This is a genomic window from Labrys methylaminiphilus subsp. lupini (assembly GCF_051161885.1).
Classification (GTDB): domain Bacteria; phylum Pseudomonadota; class Alphaproteobacteria; order Rhizobiales; family Labraceae; genus Labrys.
Map to the genome: position 1 here is coordinate 2,391,696 of NZ_JBMDIH010000001.1, position 15,808 is coordinate 2,407,503.

15 protein-coding genes and 1 tRNA gene are annotated in these 15,808 nt (G+C 62.5%); 6 read left to right on the top strand and 10 right to left on the bottom strand.

Going from position 1 to position 15,808, the window contains the following annotated elements; translation table 11 throughout:
* Positions 1-10 precede the first annotated feature (10 nt).
* The gene (folP, locus tag ACN6KF_RS11260; RefSeq protein ID WP_434956931.1) at positions 11-1,306 is read left to right on the top strand and encodes a dihydropteroate synthase; all 1,296 of its coding nucleotides are present in this window, start codon (positions 11-13) and stop codon (positions 1,304-1,306) included.
* Between the two features lie 8 nt (positions 1,307-1,314).
* On the opposite strand, the gene ACN6KF_RS11265 is transcribed toward folP, so the two are convergent.
* A complete protein-coding gene (locus tag ACN6KF_RS11265; protein ID WP_434956932.1) occupies positions 1,315-2,064 on the bottom strand; it encodes a rhomboid family intramembrane serine protease in 750 nt (249 codons plus the stop codon).
* 590 nt (positions 2,065-2,654) lie between these two features.
* On the opposite strand from ACN6KF_RS11265, the gene ACN6KF_RS11270 reads away from it, so the two are divergent.
* Positions 2,655-3,230 carry a PAS domain-containing protein gene (locus ACN6KF_RS11270; protein WP_434956933.1) on the top strand — a complete coding sequence of 192 codons (576 nt, stop codon included), beginning with the start codon at positions 2,655-2,657 and terminating at the stop codon, positions 3,228-3,230.
* A 72-nt stretch (positions 3,231-3,302) separates the two neighbouring features.
* Here the strand turns inward: ACN6KF_RS11270 and ACN6KF_RS11275 are convergent, their stop codons facing one another.
* From ACN6KF_RS11275 to ACN6KF_RS11285, 3 genes are all read right to left on the bottom strand, one after another.
* Positions 3,303-3,671, bottom strand: coding sequence for a hypothetical protein (locus tag ACN6KF_RS11275; RefSeq protein ID WP_434956934.1), 369 nt, complete (start codon positions 3,669-3,671; stop codon positions 3,303-3,305).
* Between the two features lie 205 nt (positions 3,672-3,876).
* The gene (locus tag ACN6KF_RS11280; protein WP_434956935.1) at positions 3,877-4,296 is read right to left on the bottom strand and encodes a DUF1489 family protein; all 420 of its coding nucleotides are present in this window, start codon (positions 4,294-4,296) and stop codon (positions 3,877-3,879) included.
* On the bottom strand, positions 4,296-4,940 hold the full coding sequence (locus ACN6KF_RS11285; RefSeq protein WP_434956936.1) for a glutathione S-transferase: 645 nt from the start codon (positions 4,938-4,940) through the stop codon (positions 4,296-4,298). The genes ACN6KF_RS11280 and ACN6KF_RS11285 overlap by 1 nt, the downstream gene beginning before the upstream one ends.
* Before the next feature lie 798 nt (positions 4,941-5,738).
* On the opposite strand from ACN6KF_RS11285, the gene ACN6KF_RS11290 reads away from it, so the two are divergent.
* Positions 5,739-6,002, top strand: coding sequence for a DUF3253 domain-containing protein (locus tag ACN6KF_RS11290; RefSeq protein ID WP_434956937.1), 264 nt, complete (start codon positions 5,739-5,741; stop codon positions 6,000-6,002).
* A 47-nt stretch (positions 6,003-6,049) separates the two neighbouring features.
* On the opposite strand, the gene ACN6KF_RS11295 is transcribed toward ACN6KF_RS11290, so the two are convergent.
* Complete coding sequence (locus ACN6KF_RS11295; protein WP_434959654.1) at positions 6,050-6,796, bottom strand: glycoside hydrolase family 25 protein; 747 nt, start codon at positions 6,794-6,796, stop codon at positions 6,050-6,052.
* Positions 6,797-7,204: 408 nt separating this feature from the next.
* Here ACN6KF_RS11295 and ACN6KF_RS11300 point away from each other — a divergent pair, with 408 nt between their 5' ends.
* A complete protein-coding gene (locus ACN6KF_RS11300; protein ID WP_434956938.1) occupies positions 7,205-8,068 on the top strand; it encodes a polysaccharide deacetylase family protein in 864 nt (287 codons plus the stop codon).
* Positions 8,069-8,130: 62 nt separating this feature from the next.
* On the opposite strand, the gene ACN6KF_RS11305 is transcribed toward ACN6KF_RS11300, so the two are convergent.
* A tRNA-Leu gene (locus tag ACN6KF_RS11305) sits at positions 8,131-8,215 on the bottom strand.
* Between the two features lie 147 nt (positions 8,216-8,362).
* Here ACN6KF_RS11305 and lipB point away from each other — a divergent pair.
* Positions 8,363-9,142 (top strand): lipoyl(octanoyl) transferase LipB, encoded by a 780-nt coding sequence (gene lipB, locus ACN6KF_RS11310; RefSeq protein ID WP_434956939.1) that lies wholly within the window; start codon positions 8,363-8,365, stop codon positions 9,140-9,142.
* Between the two features lie 13 nt (positions 9,143-9,155).
* Here lipB and ACN6KF_RS11315 read toward each other — a convergent pair whose 3' ends face one another.
* The 3 genes from ACN6KF_RS11315 to ACN6KF_RS11325 form a co-directional block, all read right to left on the bottom strand.
* A complete protein-coding gene (locus tag ACN6KF_RS11315; RefSeq protein WP_434956940.1) occupies positions 9,156-9,590 on the bottom strand; it encodes a hypothetical protein in 435 nt (144 codons plus the stop codon).
* A 102-nt stretch (positions 9,591-9,692) separates the two neighbouring features.
* On the bottom strand, positions 9,693-10,367 hold the full coding sequence (locus tag ACN6KF_RS11320) for a Crp/Fnr family transcriptional regulator (protein ID WP_434956941.1): 675 nt from the start codon (positions 10,365-10,367) through the stop codon (positions 9,693-9,695).
* A 159-nt stretch (positions 10,368-10,526) separates the two neighbouring features.
* On the bottom strand, positions 10,527-12,542 hold the full coding sequence (locus ACN6KF_RS11325) for an acetyl-CoA carboxylase biotin carboxylase subunit (protein WP_434956942.1): 2,016 nt from the start codon (positions 12,540-12,542) through the stop codon (positions 10,527-10,529).
* A 221-nt stretch (positions 12,543-12,763) separates the two neighbouring features.
* On the opposite strand from ACN6KF_RS11325, the gene ACN6KF_RS11330 reads away from it, so the two are divergent.
* Entirely contained in the window at positions 12,764-14,650 is a 1,887-nt protein-coding gene (locus tag ACN6KF_RS11330) for a caspase family protein (RefSeq protein WP_434956943.1), read from the top strand.
* 339 nt (positions 14,651-14,989) lie between these two features.
* On the opposite strand, the gene ACN6KF_RS11335 is transcribed toward ACN6KF_RS11330, so the two are convergent.
* The gene (locus ACN6KF_RS11335) at positions 14,990-15,748 is read right to left on the bottom strand and encodes a hypothetical protein (protein ID WP_434956944.1); all 759 of its coding nucleotides are present in this window, start codon (positions 15,746-15,748) and stop codon (positions 14,990-14,992) included.
* Between the last annotated feature and the right edge of the window lie 60 nt (positions 15,749-15,808).

Consider the following 15,808-nt stretch of genomic DNA (forward strand, 5'->3'; position numbering starts at 1 on the left):
GCAAAGTTCCATGATCTACGTTGCCCTCGGTGCCAATCTTCCGTCCTCCGAAGGAGCTCCCCGTGAGACCCTTCGCCGGGCAGTCTCTGCCCTGGCCGCCCGCGGATTGACGATTTCGGCGCGTTCACGCCTGTTCCTGACCGAACCCGTGCCCCGTTCGGACCAGCCCTGGTATGCGAACCAGGTCATCGCCGTCGACAGCGCCCTCCCGCCCCATCAGATTCTCTCCCTCTTGCTCGAGGTCGAATTGCAGTTCGGGCGTGAGCGCAGCGAACGCAATGCCGCACGCACGCTGGATCTCGATCTGATCGGCTATGGCAGCGAAGTCATCGACACGCCAGACCTCGTCGTGCCGCACCCACGCATGCATGAACGCGCCTTCGTGCTCGCGCCGCTCGCCGACATCGCGCCGGGCTGGCGCCATCCCGTCAATGGCGAAACCGTAAGCCTGATGCTGGCGCGCAGCGATCGCGCCCATGTGCGTGCCCTCAGGACGGTGCCGCTGCTGATGGGGATCGTCAACGTCACGCCGGACTCATTCTCCGATGGCGGGCGCTACGACAGCGCCGAGACGGCCATCGATCATGCCCGCCAACTCATGGAGGAAGGTGCCGACATACTCGACATCGGCGGTGAGTCGACCCGTCCGGGCGCCGCCCCCGTCGACATCGAAACCGAGTGGCAGCGCGTCGGCCCGGTGATCTCAGCCCTAGCCGAGGAGGCCAGGCGACGCTACCGCCTGATCTCCGTCGATACCCGTCACGCCGAAATCATGGCCCGGGCGCTCGCAGCCGGCGCCACCATGATCAACGACGTCACCGCCCTGGACGATCCAGCCAGCCGCAGGGCCGTGGCTGGCCATGATGCACCCGTGGTGCTGATGCATATGCAGGGCGATCCGCAAAGCATGCAGGTCAACCCTGTTTATGCCGACGTGGTGAAGGATGTGTGCGCCGAACTGAGCTTCAAATGCGAGCGCGCCATCAAGGATGGCATCGCCGCATCGCGCCTGTGGCTCGACCCCGGCATCGGCTTCGGCAAGACAATGGAACACAATCTGGCCCTGCTCGACGCCACCCCGCAATTGCGTGCGCTCGGCTTCCCCGTGCTGATCGGAGCCTCACGCAAGATCTTCATCCGCGGCGTCGATCGCCATGGTCCGGCTTCGGAACGCGTAGCCGGATCGGTTGCCGCCGCTCTCTCTGCCGCCCAGCGCGGCGCCGACGCCGTACGCGTCCACGATGTCGCACAGACGCGCCAGGCCCTGGCTGTGTGGAGCGCCGTCGAGGGCCAGGCGATGAGCTGATCCGGGTTTCAGACGACCCGCCGCAACCGTGGCTGGCGGTCAAAGAAACGAAAGAGAAGCAGGCCGGCTAGGAAGCCGCCTATGTTGGCCGGCCAACCGGGCATCACCTGCGAAGTGGTTATAATCAGCGGGCTGACGGCGTTCCACGCCGTGATGAAGGCGAAGACGGCGAGCCAGATGCGCACATTCTGGTCCGCCAGAGCGTCCCGCAAGGTCCAGGCCGGCTTGCGAAATGCCGCACCGCCGGCGACCCGAAAAGCCGCCATGGCCGACCCGCCCTTGAACAGGAAATGGATGGAGGCTGCGAACAGGCCCGACAAGCCACCGCCTGCCCCAACCATGGCTGCTGCACTGCCCCAGTAGAACAGCAGGCAGGTGAACGAGCCTGCGACGGTACATAGCGCTGTAAAGGCCAGGAACCGCCAGGCTCCGAAGCGCCAAGCCACTGCTGCCCCCAGGATCAGCATGGCTGCGCCATTGATCATCAGCGTGCCAGGATCGGACTGAAGGAAGAAACAGGTCAGGAAGCCGGCAATATCGGCAAGGTGTCCCCCGGGCCAGGCGATGCTCTCTCCGATCGCGGGGTCGTAGCGCAGGGGGGTGAAGGCAAAGATGCCGACCAGCCAGGCGCTCCAACTGACGGGCATCACGGCCCGTGCAATGTGAACGGCGACGACGAGGCCGGTGAGCAGCAGGACGACCGCCGGCACGTTAAAGGCCGCTGGCGGATCGATATTGCCGCGCGATTTCAATGACAAAGAAGTGTCTCCTAAAGCAAGGAGGAAGCCATGACCATCCGCCCCGCCTTTCTTAACATCGATTCGGCACCATTAACGTTTTGTTAACATTAATAATTCGTTTCCAGGCGGTAACCATCCTGCCCTCTGCCCCCCTCTCCCCCGCCAGTGCTATCGTCACCTCCTAGCCCGCCTATGATGGGCGGGAGCGACGTTCGAACGAAGGTCGTTCGCGATGATTGAAGCGAAGGCATGGGCCGATCCCAAATCGGAACATGCCAATAGCGTCCAGTGATCCGCAAGGAACCACAAAGACGCTCTAGCCAATTCGTCGGATTGGCTTGGAAACAAGGCGTCAGAGCAAACAAGCGTTCAGCCTTGAACGCGCTTTGCTCAAAGCGTTTTACGATTTGAAGGCAGTGCCAAAAATCGCAAAGACGCGTCGAAACAAGGAGTTAGAGCAAATAAGCGTTCAGGCATGAACGCGCTTTGCTCAAAGCGTTTTACGATTTGAAGGCAGCGCCAAAAATCGCAAAGACGCGTCGAAACAAGGAGTTAGAGCAAATAAGCGTTCAGGCATGAACGCGCTTTGCTCAAGGGGTGGCTGACCAATGAAGAATACGGCGACACGCGACCTCTATGGCTATTGGGATCAGTTGCGCGGTCAGCGGCCGGCCCCCGAACGCGTCGACATCGATCCGGCCGCCATCCGCCGGGTTCTCGGCGATACCTTCATCGTAGAGATCGACAAGAGCCGCAGCTTTCCTTTCCGCCTGGCCGGAACTCGCATGTGCGCCCTGCTGGGCCAGGAGTTGCGCGGCGCTTCGTTGCTGGACCGATGGGCTGATCCGGCTGCCTTGGCCGAGTTGGTGACGGCGGTATCCTTCGACCTCACGGCGCGGGTGATCACGCTGAGTGGCAGCACGCTGCAAGGCCATCGTCTCGACTTGGAATTGCTGCTTCTGCCGCTCCATCATCGCGGCAAGGCGAATTCGCGCATCCTCGGCAGCCTTACCCCGGGCGAAACACCCTATTGGATCGGCCTGCATCCCATTTCGCGTTTCGATATCGTCGCGGTGGAAGAAATCCCGGCGGCTTCCCGCGTCCAGCGTCGCTCAGCCTTGCCCAGCGGAGCCCGGCGCTATGGCCATCTCACCTTGGTCGAGGGTGGCAAGGCTACCGCCTGATCAGCAGAATATTTCTTGGTTCCGACGCGTTTTTTTTACCGACAAGTCCATCAACTACTCTGGAAAAATGACTTAGTGCAGTCGATGGGCCTGATCGCGCAGGGAACCTGCCCGGCTGCAGCGAAGCAAGGCACCACCCACGCCATCATCGGACAGACGGTCGCGAATGGTGGTAAAACGATCCAGCTCGTGATGATAATCGTCGGCGAGGGCCTGCCAGTCCTCGACCTCTTCAACCTCGTCGAGCCGTGATGCAGCGAAGCGGTCCGCTGCGGCTGCCATATCGGCATAAGCCAAGGCCACAGGCGAAGTGCGGAACAACGTGGTTTCGTTCAGGGAAACTTCACCGGTATCGAGATCGCGAACCTGGACGAGAAAGCCGTCAGACTGCGCGATGACTTCGTAGCACCAGCCCTGCCCTTCTGTACTTGCGATCAACATGGCGTCCTCCATCCACTCAACTTACGGCCATGATGCCAGAGCGGTGAAACTTCGAAGTGCCATCCTGCACACGTCATGGTTAACGCTCGATAACGAATGACGGACAGGTAAGCGGCGATTACGTGCCATAATGACGCATGGTGTGTGACTATAGCGTGAACACGCCTTGCAGCTTTCTTGCAACCGGCCAAGATGGCCTTTCGGCTCACACGAGGCCGATGGTGCGAAGCTCGCGCTGGAGCTCGATGGGCAGGTCGGCATCGGCCGTGCCGGCCTTGGCAAGATCCGGCGGTGCATCGGTCGCGCTGAGATAGCGCCAGCCCTGGAAGGGACCGCGCGGACGGGGATCGACCGCGACGACCACCGGATCGAGCAGGATATCGCAACGCGAGATGCCGTCCTCGTCACGGCGCGCACGCAAATCGGTGATGCGCTGGCGGCAGGAGACGATACCCTTGATCACCCAATAGAGCGAGCCGCCACCGAGGATCGCCTCGCGGTTCTTCGGCATCATCCGGGTGGTGTGGATCTGCTCGCCCGCCAGGCGCAGGCGCAGGGCGATCCACTCCTCGAGGTCGGCGATCGATTCGGCGCCGACGCACAGCTTGATCAGATTAAGGCTCATCACACTGAATCAATATCGACGATCGTTTCGGTTTCTTCGAGCGCGGCCGCTTCCCATTCACGCCACATCGGCGTCGCCATCGCCGCATCCATATAGCGGCGCACCGCGGCCGGCACCTTGACGTCATAGGCGTGCAGGCGGTTCACCACCGGTGCCCACATGGCATCGGCATTGTTGAACTTCGCGCCGAACAGGAAATCGCCGCCACCGCCGAAGCGTGTACGGCAATCGATGATGAGATCGACCACCCTTTCCACACTCGCCTGGGTTTCGTCGTCGAGCGCGATCGCCCTCGGCCGGCGCTTGATATTCATCGGACAGTTGCGGCGCAGCGGCAGGAACCCGGCATGGATCTCAGCGCTGATGGCTCGGGCGTGAGCCCGGCTCTCGCGATCGTCAGGCCAGAGCTCCGGCGCGATCTCGGCCAGATATTCGAGGATGGCAATGGATTCGTGCACCATGATGTCGCCATGGATCAGAATGGGCACCTTGCCGGCTGCCGAGGTCGCCTTGATCATCGCCGACGTTTCGGGATGGCGCAGCCAGATGATCTGTTCCTCGAAGCTCAAACCGGCCGACTTTGCCGCGAGCCAGGGACGCATGGACCAGGAAGAATAATTCTTGTTGCCGATGATCAGTTTCAAGGGGCGTACTCCAGCACCGGCCGCACCATGCCGCCTCCTGCACGGGCGCGCAAACGGAGATTTGCCTCCGTCAACATGCCGTATGACTGCTCAGTTAAACGACCCTGGTGCCAAACATCCGGTTGCAAGCCGGCGGGAGCGCCTTCATTGTTCGATCCACGAACTGCAACGCATCTGAGAGTCGTACCCATGAAGAAAATGCTCGTGCTTGCCGGCCTGCTCACCCTCCCTCTCGCAAGCTGCGTCACGCCGGAGGGCGGTTACGCCGACCGCCCCTATTATAGCGACCCTGGCTATTACGGTGGCGGCTATTATGGTGATAACCAGCGCTATCGCCGGGATCGCTGGCACGGCAGGCCGCGTCCAGGACGGCCGGATCCGGGACCGGGTCGTTTCTTCCCGGGCGCTCCCGTCAACTCACCCGGCGGCGGATTAGGAACGGATTCCGGCTCCACATCGGGGGGCAGGTTTCCGCGTCCGACGCCATCTAGTGCCGGTGGCTCCCCCGGTTTGTCCCGTCCGGGCTGGTCGGCCCCCGCACCCCGTGTGGAGAGCCCAGCGCCGGCCCCAAGCGCGCCTCGGATCGAAAGTCCAGCGCCAGCTCCCAGCGCACCACCAGCCGCCAGTCCTGCGCCCGGCGGTTGCGCGCCCGGTAAGTTCCTTTGCTGAACGATTTCATATCGCTGGCCGGCACCTCCCTGAAGATGCCGGCCAGCGATGAGATGAATTCGTCAGAAGGCGAATAGATTTTTTCGCGAAGAAGCGCTGCTGCGCTTCCGCATCCAGATCGTGAGTTCAATGGTAGACAAGGACGCTCTCGAACAGACGGCGCTGCGCCTGATCGCAACTTTGCCGGTAGGCAAGACCCTCGCCCCCTCTGACATTGCTCAGGAGGTGGGAGGCAAGGCTGCCGATCAATGGGGGCCGCTGATGCAGCCGCTACGTCGCATCGTCGTCCGTCTGGCCAAGGAGGGCCGGCTGATGATCTATCGCAAGGGGGCTCCAGCCGACCCTGACGACTTCAAGGGCGTTTATCGACTGGGGCCGGTACGGATCGATTAGACATTTCAGAGGGCGCCTGGAAGCTCCCTCTGTCGACATACGCAGCCTCAATTGGCGGCGATGCTGCCTGTGGCGACGTTCTGGGCCAGGAAGTCCTGCCATTGCTGCTCGGACCCGGCGAAGGCGTTGCGGTCCACCTGCCCTTGGACTCCCGGCACCGAACCGGTGGCGGTATATTGCCAGAAGGCCCAGGAACGCTTGCCATAGCGCTCGGAAGGATGGCCCTTCACCGAGCGCACCCAGAAGGGATAGGCCTCCAGTTCACCGGTCAGGATTTCGCGATGGAAATCCACCGTGGTGTAGATGATCGGCTTCTTGCCGTAGAAGCGCTCCATCTCGCGTAGAAACACCGCCATGTCAGCATGGATCTTCGGGGCAGGCGGACGCAGCTTGCAGGTCGGCGAAAGGTGATTCCACTCCATGTCCAGAACCGGCGGCAAGGCATCGCTTGCCGGTGGCACATGGGTCTTGAACCAGGCGACCTGATCCTCCACCGGCCGGCAGAAATAATAGAAATGATAGGCGCCTGTCGGTATGCCCGCAGCGCGGGCTCCCTCCCAATTCGCCCTGAACTTGTCGTCGACGCGGTCGCCACCTTCCGTCGCCTTCAGATAGGCGAAGCGCACGCCGCCCCGGGCAGCGGCATTCCAATCGATAATGCCCTGATATTTCGAGACGTCGATGCCATGCACCGGAAACTTGTTCGCCTCGGGGTAGGCCTGCTGAACGGTCGAGCAGGCACTGAGCACCAGCACACCCGCTGCAAGAAACCCGTGCTGGATGAAGCGCGACAGCGATCGCATTGTGAAACCCATTATGAACGGCCATTCCGTCTGGCGCAAAGCGCGTCCATGACTGAACGCTTGTTTGCTCCAACTCATCGTTTCCAAGCCAATCCAACGGATTGGCTAGAGCGTCTTTGCGATTCAAGGTGAGTCCGTCGAATCGCAAAACGCTTCGGCACTTCAACGACTGGAAACACAGGATAGAGAGAGAAGCTTAACCGCATCTCACTGTCGACAAAAATCTTTGAAGACTCGCCTCGCAAAGTGCTTATCAGGCGAATCATTCCCCCATTTTCGGTCGTACCCGTCATGAAAGTCTTGGCCCTAAGCAGATGTCTCCTGATCGCGCTCGTGGCGCGATCAGGAGACATCTGCAAGATATCAAGCATTTGCAGAATATCCCGGCGAGACCCGCGGATGAGCCTCGCCAGGATACTCTGCCTGGCTGCTGCGCTCGCCTGCGCCCTGCCTGCATCCAGCCTCGCGGGTTGCCCGCCGGAGGCGCTGGGCGTGTCACGTACGCTGCCTGTCGGCACCGTCGGCGGCGGCGCGGTCGGGCTCAAGACCTATCCCCAGACCTTGCTGCTGGCGCCGGGAGAGGTGGTTCTGACATTCGACGACGGTCCCATGCCCGGACGCACGGAAAAGATCCTGGACACGCTTTCGGGCCAATGCGTGAAAGCCACCTTCTTCATGATCGGCCGCAACGCCGCTGCCGCACCCGCCCTCGCCGCCCGGGTCGCGAAGGAAGGACATACCGTCGGCTATCATTCGATGACCCATCCCATCCTGCGCCGCCTGCCCTTCGAACGAGCTCGAGCCGATATCGAGAACGGCTACCGTGCCGTCGACAGGGCCGTCTGGGGTGCGGCGGGAGAGCGTCCACACCAGCCCTTCTTCCGCTTTCCCGGCTTTGCCGACTCCCCAGCCCTCAACCAATGGCTGGCCTCGCTCGACATCGTGGCGTTCGGCGCCGATCTGTGGGCAAGCGATTGGGAGCCCGAAACGCCACAGGAGGAACTCAAGCTGGTGCTCGGGCGGCTCGAGAAGAACAAAGGCGGCATCGTGCTCCTGCACGACATCCAGCCGCGCACCGTGGCGATGCTGCCTCAGTTTCTCCAGGAACTCAAAAGGCGCGGCTTTCGAATCGTGCATATCGTGCCCGGCCCCGGTGAACTCGAAACCAAACCTGCTCCCGCCGGCTGGTTCTCCCAGACCGAGCGCATCCTCGCCAACCAGGGCAAGCCTGTTGGCAAGGCCCGCCGCGCCGCGCCGCAATAAACTCCAGCCAAACAAAAAGGCGATCCATCGCTGGATCGCCTTTCCGGAGCCTTGCTCTAATTTGGTGCGGTCAAGAGGACTCGAACCTCCACTGGTCTCCCAACTACCACCTCAAGGTAGCGCGTCTACCAATTCCGCCATGACCGCGGTTGCTGCACAGGGCCGATCCGAAGACCGTGTCGCCATGTGAAGCGGCGCATCGTCTAACAGATCGATCACAGGGCAGCAAGGGCAATTCACGCTTTTCCTGCACTTCGCATGCAAGCCCTTGTCGAAGCCCCAAAATCCGCCGATATGAAGAGGCTGTCCACCCCGATTGGAACCTATCCAGTGACCAGCCGTAATGCCCTCGACCATCATCTCCTGCCCGGCAGCGATTCTCCGCCAGTAGAGTGGCAGGTCATCGCGGGCCTCAGTCCCTATGAGGAAACCGTCGCTGCGATGGAGGCCAGAGCAGGTGCAATTGCGGACGGGGTGGCCGGCGAATGCGTCTGGCTGCTCGAACATCCGCCACTCTACACCGCCGGCACCTCGGCCAGGCACGAAGATCTGGTCGCTCCCGACCGGTTCCCGGTGCACCAGACCGGGCGCGGCGGGCAATACACCTATCACGGCCCCGGCCAGCGGGTGGCTTATGTCATGCTCGATCTCAAGCGCCGCCGACAGGACGTGCGGCGGCTGGTGACGGCGCTGGAAGCCTGGCTGATCGAAACGCTTTGGGCCTTTCACGTGCGCGGCGAACGCCGCGAGGACCGGGTCGGCGTCTGGGTTCGGCGCCCCCAGCGCGGCGAAGGCGCCGAGGACAAGATCGCCGCCATCGGCATCCGCCTCAAGCGCTGGGTCTCCTTCCACGGCATCGCTATCAATGTGGAACCCGATCTCGAGCATTTCTCCGGCATCGTACCCTGTGGCGTCCGCGACCACGGCGTGACCAGTCTGGTCGATCTCGGGCTGCCGGTGACGCTGGAGGATGTCGACCTTGCCTTGCGCCAGACCTTCGAACCGATCTTCGGACAGACGCGCCTGTCGAGGGAAGATATCGAATTGGGAAATGCCGCCAAGGCATTGGTTTGAGCGGACTTTGCGCCTACCAGCTCGTTCTCGCACTGGAGGCGAGTCCGTTGCCCGGTATGATGGCCAGTGCGATCAGCCAGCCGACCATCGGGCCGCTGAACAGGCCGAATGTCGCCAGAGCCTGTTGCCAGGACGCCAGGGCACCCCGGTCGAGAAAGAAGATCGCGATCGCGACGGCCAGCAGATAGAGGCTCAGAAAGGCCGGGATCACCAGGCCGGACCAGCCGAAATCATGCAGGCGCTTGCGTGAAAGGCAAATGGCGGACCAGGCAATGGCCGCAACAAAGGCGAAGGAGCCCAAGCCATAGGGGGGGCCGCTCCAGCCTTGCAGGGCATGGTGACCGCCGACCGTAAGCGCCGCCAGCAGCACGACACCGGCGGTGAAGGCAACGCGATCGATCGCCCCGGAAGGCGATAGCAGCAAACGCAAGATGACGACTGACAGCATTGTCCTGACAACGTACTGAACCCAAGCTGGATATGTCTGTAACATCCGGGGGTTAACGTCGCGTTTCGAAGTTTTGAGTCGACTTGCCGGCATCTTGCCTTGCTACAGCCGCCCCGTTGCCACCCGCATCTTGTCGGCCAGCCCGCCGCCGATTCGCCGATAGAGGGCGTGGGCAATCTGCTCGTCTCGCTTGCACAGCGCCTTGAGCTTGTCCTGGTCGAAGGCCAGCACGCGCACGGCATTTTCCGTGATCACCGTTGCGGTCGCCGGTACGCCGGTGGCAAAGGACACGTCCCCGACGAAAGCCCCGGCACCGACGTGGGCAACGAGTTGTTCGCGCACGCGCACCTCGGTCTGGCCTTCACAGATGAAAGTGAGCTCATGCACCGGATCGGCCTCGGTGGTCACCACCGAGCCCGGTTCCAAAGTGCGCCATTCGGCCGTCCGCAGAAGCTGGGCAATCTGCGCCTTGTCGAGATCGCCGACGATCGGCTTGATGAAAGCCTGTTCGTCGGCGGAGAGCTTGAGACTGAGACGGTCGCGCAGGAGAATGCCGAGCTGCACCAGATTGATCAGGATGAAGGCGCTGTCCCAGGCGATCGACGGCCAGACAGCCGAGCCGCTGAACAGGAAATAGACAACCTCCAGGGCAATGCCGACCACCGCCGCCAGCCGCAGCCAGAAGATGTTGGTCAGGAGATAGGAGATGGCGATGATGGCATAGGCGATGTGGCCAGGGAGCGCGCCCCAGCTGAAGAACTGGTCCCAGACGCTCAAACCCACTCTCCCTCGACCGCAAATGCCGGAATGACATACCAAGTCTCGAAAATGCTGACGCATCCGAGATGCAAACACCTGACGGTTTTCGACACCAAATCAAAGATTTGGCGAAAACCATCAGATAGAACCAAGACGCATTGAAAATGCCTCTCGGTATCAGGCAAAATCCATGATCACCGCATCGACCGCCAGCGTATCACCCGGCTTGACGCGGATCTTCTTGACGGTGGCGTCGCGCTCGGCACGCAGAACGTTCTCCATCTTCATGGCCTCGACGACGCAGAGCGCCTCCCCGGCCTTGACCTCCTGCCCCTCGACGACCTCGATGGCCCGGACCAGTCCGGGCATCGGACACAGCAAGGCCGTTGTAAGCGCCGTGCTGTTCTTGACCGGCATCAGGCGGGCTAGTTCGGCTTCGCGCCGGGTGTAGATGCGGATATCGGCGGCGGTGCCGCGATGGGCCAGCACCACACCGTTGGGAATCGCCCGTACCAGCATGGACACCGGCTCGCCGTGGATGCGGCCCGACCATACTGGCTGGCCGGGCTTCCAGTCCGAGGTGAGTGTCACCAGGCGCTCCGGCGCCCCTTCCGGCGTGAGGAAGGTCACCTGCATCTCCCCGCGCGCCTCGTCCACCTCGACGGTAAAGGCGGTGTCGCCGAGAACCGCCATGCGGCGGCGCTCGAATACCACGGGCTTGCCGACCATCTGCCCACTGATGCTGCGCTTGCGTTGGTTCTGGATATGGTCGATTGCCGTCGCAACCGCCGCCAGCCTGTCAGCAACCGCCCCCTTGGGCGGGCTGACCGAAAATCCGCCGGGGAACTCTTCGGCGATGAAAGCGGTCGACAGCCGTCCTTCCTTCCAGCGTTCATGCTGCATGAGCGCCGAGAGGAAGGGAATATTGTGGCGAATGCCTTCGATGGCAAAGCCGTCGAGCGCATCCGACATGGCGGCGATCGCGCCGGCACGCGTCGGGGCATGCGTGCAGAGCTTGGCGATCATCGGGTCGTAGTGGAGCGAGATCTCGCCTCCCTCGAACACGCCGGTGTCGTTGCGAACCGTCACGCCCTTCTCGCGCCGTTCGGCCGGTGGGCAATACTGGGTCAGGCGGCCGATCGAGGGCAGGAAATTGCGCAGCGGGTCCTCGGCGTAGACGCGTGATTCCACGGCCCACCCGGAGAGCTTGATGTCGGACTGCTTCAGCGCGAGCTTTTCGCCGGCAGCGACGAGGAACATCTGCTCGACCAGATCGATACCCGTCACCAGTTCGGTCACTGGATGCTCAACCTGCAGACGAGTGTTCATCTCCAGGAAGTAGAAGCTCTTGTCCTGCCCGGCCACGAACTCGACGGTGCCGGCGGAATCATAATTGACCGCCTTGGCGAGCGCGACGGCCTGGGCCCCCATCAGTGCCCGCGTCTCTGCATCCAGCAGAGGCGACGGCGCTTCTTCGATCACTTTCTGGTTGCGGCGCTGGATCGAGCATTCACGCTCCCCCAGATGGATGACGTTGCCATGCTTGTCGCCGAGCACCTGGATTTCGATGTGGCGGGGCTCGACGATGAACTTCTCGATGAAGACGCGGTCGTCGCCGAAGCTCGCTTTCGCTTCGGAACGCGCCAGGCGGAAGCCCTCCTCCACCTCCGCGGCCGAATGGGCGATGCGCATGCCCTTACCGCCGCCGCCGGCGGAGGCCTTGATCATCACAGGGTAGCCGATCTCCGTAGCGATGCGGATGGCAGCCGCGCTATCCTCGATGATGCCGAGATGGCCGGGTACGGTGGAAACGCCCGCCGCCGCCGCGGCCTTCTTGGATTCGATCTTGTCGCCCATCGCCGCGATGGCATGCGGATTGGGACCGACGAAAATGATGCCGGCCGCCTTGAGCGCCGTGGCAAAGGCCTCCCGCTCCGACAGGAAGCCGTAACCAGGATGCACTGCATCGGCGCCGGTCTGGCGGCAGGCCTCGATGATCTTCTCGATCTGTAGATAGGATTGAGCCGCGGCCGACGGGCCGATATGGACGGCCTCGTCCGCCATCTCGACGTGCAGGGCATCGCGATCGGCATCGGAATAGACGGCGACCGTGGCGATGCCCATCCGGCGTGCCGTCTTGATGATGCGGCAGGCAATTTCTCCGCGATTGGCAATCAGAACTTTGGAAAACATGCCCGCAATCACCCAGGATGGCTCGAATGGGCTCGCTGCCCTTGACTAGGGCGTCTCATAGATTTCGGCCATACGCAATAAGTCGGCTTGGAGATTCAGGCGACGTACACCGCTGATCGCGGCATCGGGGTGCTTCCGGCCATATCCCTGTTCCCTCCACGCTTTACGCTCCCCGCCCCTTTGCTAAGATCCAGCCCGGCTTCAAGGGTGGTGGGGACCGCATGCATATGAGGATCGTCCTGGCGCTCGCGATATTCGTGGGCACGTGGTGCGCCGCCGGCGCGGCCCACGCCGACAAGCGCGTTGCCCTGCTGATCGGCAATGCTCGCTATCAGAACGCCACGGCACTGATCAATCCGCCCAATGACGTCAGTGGCATGAAGGCGGCGTTGAACCAGGCCGGCTTCACCGTGATCCAGCCCGAAAACGACCTCACCCGTCAGGGCATGGTGCAGGCGCTGCGAGCGTTCGAAACGCAAGCTGCAACGGCGGACGTGGCCGTGATCTATTACTCGGGCCATGGCATGGAACTCAACGGCATCAATTATCTGCTGCCGGTGGATGCACGCCTTGCTACGGACCGGGACGTCGAGGATGAGGCGGTGACCCTCGACAGGGTGCTGCGCTCGCTCGAAGGAGCCTCCCGCCTCAAGCTGGTGATCCTGGATGCCTGTCGCAACAATCCCTTCCTGCCGCGCATGGGCCGCAGCAACAGCAATCGGGCGGTCTCGCGCGGCCTGGCTCGTGCCGAGCCGGCCAGCACCAACACGCTGATTGCCTATTCGGCAGCAGCCGGCACCGTGGCCGCCGACGGCAATGGCCTGAACAGCCCTTTCACCGCCTCGCTGATCAAGCGCATCATCGAGCCCGGCATCGATGTCCGCATCATGCTCGGCAATGTGCGCGACGATGTCATGGCCGATACCGGGAACCAGCAGCAGCCCTTCGTCAACGGATCGCTCGGCGGCGGCGTCCTGTCCCTGATGGCAGCACCGGCCCAAGCCGGCGCCCCTCCCGCCACGGACGCGCTTTTCGGCGAGGCTTCGCAGATCTGGCCGACGCTGCGGGGCAGCACGGATATGGGCGAGCTCGAAACTTTCCGCAGGCGCTATGCCAACACCTTCTTCGGCGAGTTGGCCGACAAGCGCATTAAGGAACTCTCGGCGCTGGCGACCACCAAGACCGTACCGTCCGTCATCCCACAGACAGCTCCCGAACCCGGCCCCGTGCAGAAGCAGGCGGCGGCCGTCCCCCCGGTGAGACCGGCAGTTCCACCGCCTGAAACCGAATGCGACAGGCTGGCCGCCAGCCCCCTGGATCCGGACCGGGTCGGCGCCGGCGTGCTGTTCGGGCAGATCGATGCCGCCCGGGCCGTCGCGGCCTGCAACGGCGGCCTGCAGCAATATCCCGGGACCAAGCGGCTGCTCTTTCAATATGGACGCGCCCTCGATGCCGCCAAGCGCCACGCCGAAGCCTTCGCCACCTATCAGCAGGCCTTTGCGGCCGGCAGTCTCGCCGCGGCCCACAATCTGGCTTTCCTCTATCGCGAGGGCACCGGTGTGCCGCGCGATTATGCCGAAGCCATGCGCTGGTTCCGCAAGGCGGCCGATGGCGGCTATGCCAATTCCTATGTCAGTATCGGCTATCTCTACGAGCTCGGGCTCGGCGTGCCGCGGGACTATGCCGAAGCCATGCGCTGGTATCGCCAGGGCGCCGACCGTGGCGATGTGGAAAGCCACGCCAACATCGCCTTGCTCTATGAGGGCGGCAAAGGCGTGAAACGCGACTTTGCCGAGGCTCTGCGCTGGTACCAGAAGGCTGCCGATCTCGGCGACACCAACAGCTTGGCCAGCCTCGCCTCCTATTACAACAACGGTCGTGGTACCGTGAAGAATCCGGTGGAAGCCGCCAACTACGCCTTCAAGGCCCTGGAGCGCGGTTCCGAGTTCGAGCTCAATGAGCTCTTGACCAACGCCAAGGCGTGGTCGCCGCGCTTCCACTCCGAGATGCTGCTCAAGCTCAAGGCCCGGGGCTATTACAACGGCCCGGTCACCGCCAGCTTCAACGAACAGGCCCGCTCCGCCCTGCGCAAGCTGGCGGGCCGGTGAAGCCTGGAGCGTTTTGCGATTTAGCGGAATCGCCTGGAATCGCAAAGACGCGTCGAAACGAAGCGTTAGAGCAAACGATCGTTCCGTCATGAATGCGCTTTGCTCTAAGGATGAACAGCCTCATATCGAGAGTCATCCCTAAGCAGAGTTTCCTGACGAGGCCCACGGATGGGGCTCGTCAGGAAACTCTGCAAATATCTGAAATCCTGCAGATTCTTCCTGATCGTGCCCGTGGCCCGATCAGGAAGAATTTGCTTGGCAACCAACACCTTGCTGGAAAAGCAGAATGCCGGCCCTGGGGCCGGCATTCGATGACATCGGTTAATGGGCTCGAGCCGGTCAGATCATCTGGCTGATCGGCTTGTCCCAGCTGTTGGTCGCCGCCATCTGGCGCGGATCGACCAGGGCCAGCAGAGCCCGCTCCGCGCGGCTTACCCGGCCATCGTGCTGGATGCGCCGGTTCAGCCAGGCGCTGTCGCGATCGGCCAGAACCACGGGCGTGGTCAGCGAGCGGCCACCCGTATTGCCTGGCTGGTTGGTGGCCAGCAGATGCGCTTGAATGGTTTCGGCAAACAGTCCGTCCCAGGCCGGATCTTCACTGTTGCAGCCTTCGGCCATATCGAACAGCATCTCGGCTTCCTGGCGCGAGATGATACGGCGCTTGGCGCCCTTCTCCACCTGGAAAAGACGAGCCATGCTGGCGATATCCTGCGTGTCGATCACGCGGGAGAAATGGATGCGGCCCTTGGCGGCCGGTCCCTCGCCCGTCATCGCAGCGTGCTGGATTTGGTGCAGCGCGAAGCTGGCCAGTTCGTCGGGCACGCTGTCAGCCTGCTCGACCAGTCGGATCAGCAGACCGAGTTCGGCGGCATTGGCCACCAATCCCTCGCCGCCATCGAGCATCGAAAGGAGCCAGGCTCCCTGCTCCTTGGAAATGCTGCCCTTGGGTTCGTTACGATCCAGGACGAAAGCCGTCAGCATTTCCTCGAAGAGGGCGTTAAAATTCTTGTTGCGTCCTGCCAATACGCCCTGAAGCGCAAAGAGTGCGTCGGCATCGGCGGCCTGGAACAGCGCGCCGTCCTGCCAACGCTGACGCATTTGCTGAACTTCGGAATCCTCGATCGAACCGCGCTCCAGAGCGGGCTCAACTAGAGTTGC

What these genes read in the sequence shown, in the direction of transcription:
- ACN6KF_RS11300 (WP_434956938.1), top strand. Translation starts at nt 7,205, where the DNA reads ATGAGCCTCGCCAGGATACTCTGCCTGGCTGCTGCGCTCGCCTGCGCC.
- ACN6KF_RS11330 (WP_434956943.1), top strand. Translation starts at nt 12,764, where the DNA reads ATGCATATGAGGATCGTCCTGGCGCTCGCGATATTCGTGGGCACGTGG.
- ACN6KF_RS11275 (WP_434956934.1), bottom strand. Translation starts at nt 3,671, where the DNA reads ATGTTGATCGCAAGTACAGAAGGGCAGGGCTGGTGCTACGAAGTCATC.
- lipB (WP_434956939.1), top strand. Translation starts at nt 8,363, where the DNA reads ATGAAGAGGCTGTCCACCCCGATTGGAACCTATCCAGTGACCAGCCGT.
- folP (WP_434956931.1), top strand. Translation starts at nt 11, where the DNA reads ATGATCTACGTTGCCCTCGGTGCCAATCTTCCGTCCTCCGAAGGAGCT.
- ACN6KF_RS11270 (WP_434956933.1), top strand. Translation starts at nt 2,655, where the DNA reads ATGAAGAATACGGCGACACGCGACCTCTATGGCTATTGGGATCAGTTG.
- ACN6KF_RS11335 (WP_434956944.1), bottom strand. Translation starts at nt 15,748, where the DNA reads ATGCGTCAGCGTTGGCAGGACGGCGCGCTGTTCCAGGCCGCCGATGCC.
- ACN6KF_RS11290 (WP_434956937.1), top strand. Translation starts at nt 5,739, where the DNA reads ATGGTAGACAAGGACGCTCTCGAACAGACGGCGCTGCGCCTGATCGCA.
- ACN6KF_RS11280 (WP_434956935.1), bottom strand. Translation starts at nt 4,296, where the DNA reads ATGAGCCTTAATCTGATCAAGCTGTGCGTCGGCGCCGAATCGATCGCC.
- ACN6KF_RS11315 (WP_434956940.1), bottom strand. Translation starts at nt 9,590, where the DNA reads ATGCTGTCAGTCGTCATCTTGCGTTTGCTGCTATCGCCTTCCGGGGCG.
- ACN6KF_RS11325 (WP_434956942.1), bottom strand. Translation starts at nt 12,542, where the DNA reads ATGTTTTCCAAAGTTCTGATTGCCAATCGCGGAGAAATTGCCTGCCGC.